Here is a 2,569-nt window from a genome sequence, read left to right as displayed (position 1 = left end):
GATGTTTCAAGGAGTGTCGCCCGCTCTACCACGTTCTCGAGCTCCCGCACATTCCCGGGCCACGTATACCTCTCGAGTAATTGCAGGGCGTCCCGTGACATGTCGTTTATGGCTTTCTCGTTTTCCGCGGCGTACTTCCTCAAAAAGTGGCCCGCAAGCATCGCGATGTCCTCTGTCCTCATCCTGAGCGGAGGAAGTTCGAGAGAGATCACATTGAGGCGGTAGTAGAGGTCCGCCCGGAAAGTTCCCTGTTTGACCATATTCCCAAGGTCCCTGTTCGTCGCCGCAACCACGCGGACATCCACCTTCCTGCGCACTGTCGAGCCCACAGGCTGGATCTCTCCGTTCTCGAGTACCCTGAGGAGGATCTGCTGAAGACGGGGACTGATATCGCCTATCTCATCGAGGAACACCGTGCCGCCGTGGGCCACTTCAAAAACACCCTGCTTGTCCCGCACGGCCCCTGTGAAAGCACCCTTGACGTAGCCAAAAAGCTCGCTCTCCAGGAGCGTCTCCGCCAGCGCCGCGCAGTTGACGGGCAGGAAGGGCTTCTCGGACCTGATGCTGTTGAAATGTATGGCCCGCGCGACAAGTTCCTTCCCCGTTCCCGTCTCGCCCAGGATGAGTATGGTCGCCCTGGAGTTCTTGATCTTCTCTATGGTCTTATAGACCTCGACCATCGCTTCACTGTTGCCCACGAGGTTCCCGAAACTGTACTTCTTTTTCAGCTGGTTCCTGAGAAAGCGATTGTCGTCGACAAGGGCCTTCTTGTCGAGGACCTTCCGCACGACAAGACGGATCTCCTCAAGGTTGAAGGGCTTTGCTATGTAGTCCTCCGCCCCTTCCTTCATCGCTTCGACCGCCGTGTCGACGGTCGCATAGGCAGTGATGATGATAACACTCGTGTCCCGCGCCAGTTTCTGGACCGACCGCAGGACATCCATGCCGTCTATCCCCGGAAGTTTGAGATCGGTTATAACGAGGTCATAGACCGTGTCCTTTATCATCGACACGGCCGTATCGCCCGATTCGGTTGCATCGACCGCGTATCCTTCGCGGGTCATAATCTCCTTCAAGGCATGTCTGAGCTTCGTGTCGTCTTCAACAATAAGAACGCTTGCCGGGTTCAATCCTGATCACCTGCCTTTTGACTGTCTGGGCCGTCTTCCCCGAGCGCCGGAAGCTCAATGCTGAAGATTGTGCCCTTTGTGCTGGGGAAGTTCTCCCTTTCATCACTGGAGCTTACCACTCTTATATCGCCGCCCATCTTCCTTACCATTGAGTAGCTTATGGCGAGTCCCAGCCCGGTACCGTCTTCCGACGCCTTTGTCGTAAAGAATGGGTCGAAAACACCGTCTATGTGCTCCCGCGATATGCCCGGGCCTGTATCCTCTATGTCGACCACGACCTTATGCTGCCCCGGCAGGAACCTGGAGAATACGCTCAGGGTACCGCCGTTATCCATTGCTTCGATCGCATTTGAGACAATATTCATAAATACCTGGTGCAGTATGCTTCCATTTCCCCTTGCAAGCGGAATGCCGGGATGAAGATCGCGGCGGATCAGGATGCCTTTCTCCGAACAAAGCTTGGAGGATATGTCCAGGAGCTTGGTCAACACGGAATTGACGTCGGTTACAGCGGACTGCACCTGTGTCTGGCGAGAGAAATCGAGGATGTTTCTGACGACCGATCCCGCCCTTTTTATCTCTTCCTCGATGGAATCGAGGACCGGTGTTCGATCCGGCCATTCCTTTTTGGCGTCTTCCTTCAGCATCTGGGTATTGAGAAGAGCGCTCGCGAGTGGCGTGTTGAGTTCGTGCGCGATGCCTGCCGTCAGGAGCCCGATGGCCGCCAGCTTATCCTTCTTAATGATCTGCATCTCGAGTTCCTTTTCCCGCTCATAGGAACTGTGGAGGAGCTCGATCACCCTGCGCGCCGTGATATAGCTGCCCGCGGCCATCAGAAGCACGAAGGCCACCGTGACCGCCAGGCGCCCGGGACCTGAATCAATCGCAAACACCGCGAGCGAGAACAGAACGACCGGCACCGTGCCCGCTATCAGCACCATCAAAACGACCTTTGACTTGACCCCGTTTGAACCCATGATATGACCTCGAGTAATGATCCGTTCCATTATAACATAGATAGGTGCCCGCCGTTCCTGACAGGCAAGAACGATGCCACTCTTGACTGGCCCCGGGTTTGCATATGGCAAGGCGGGTCGCGGTCGTTTTATCCGTTCGGAAAGACAGCAGAGCGGCCCGCCTCCCGGGAAGGAAGTCCATCTTCCTTCCCGGACCTATGTCGCCAGCAGGAGGTTGTGTCAGTGCAATGGAAACAAATCGAACAAATGTCGAACCAAAGGACGCATGGTCACTCTACCCGACTGATATTCTCTTCCAGACCCCGTTCTGGAGTGAGGTAAAGCTCCAGCTTGGCTGGAAGACGCATGCGTTCGATTACAGAGCTTCGGGCGTAGACGGGGACATCCTCATCCTTACCCGGCATCTGGGTAAAGGGATACATGCCGCCTACGTTCAGCAGGGTCCGGAGAACGGTCCCCATC

General features: G+C 55.9%; 2 protein-coding genes. Both read right to left on the bottom strand.

The annotated features are described in order from the left end of the window. Nucleotides 1-1,130: sigma-54-dependent Fis family transcriptional regulator (locus GXX82_06480; GenBank protein ID NLT22676.1), on the bottom strand; the 1,130-nt coding region annotated here is incomplete at its 3' end. Next, nucleotides 1,127-2,107 carry a HAMP domain-containing histidine kinase gene (locus GXX82_06475; GenBank protein NLT22675.1) on the bottom strand — a complete coding sequence of 327 codons (981 nt, stop codon included), beginning with the start codon at nucleotides 2,105-2,107 and terminating at the stop codon, nucleotides 1,127-1,129. The genes GXX82_06480 and GXX82_06475, both read right to left, overlap by 4 nt. Between the last annotated feature and the right edge of the window lie 462 nt (nucleotides 2,108-2,569).

Source organism: Syntrophorhabdus sp. (genome assembly GCA_012719415.1).
Taxonomy (GTDB): domain Bacteria; phylum Desulfobacterota; class Syntrophorhabdia; order Syntrophorhabdales; family Syntrophorhabdaceae; genus Delta-02.
The sequence above is the reverse complement of the archived record's forward strand: the minus strand, read 5'-3'. Positions and strand labels throughout refer to the sequence as shown.

Excerpts from the sequence above, each read along its gene's own strand:
- GXX82_06475 (NLT22675.1), bottom strand. The coding sequence starts at position 2,107 with ATGGGTTCAAACGGGGTCAAGTCAAAGGTCGTTTTGATGGTGCTGATA.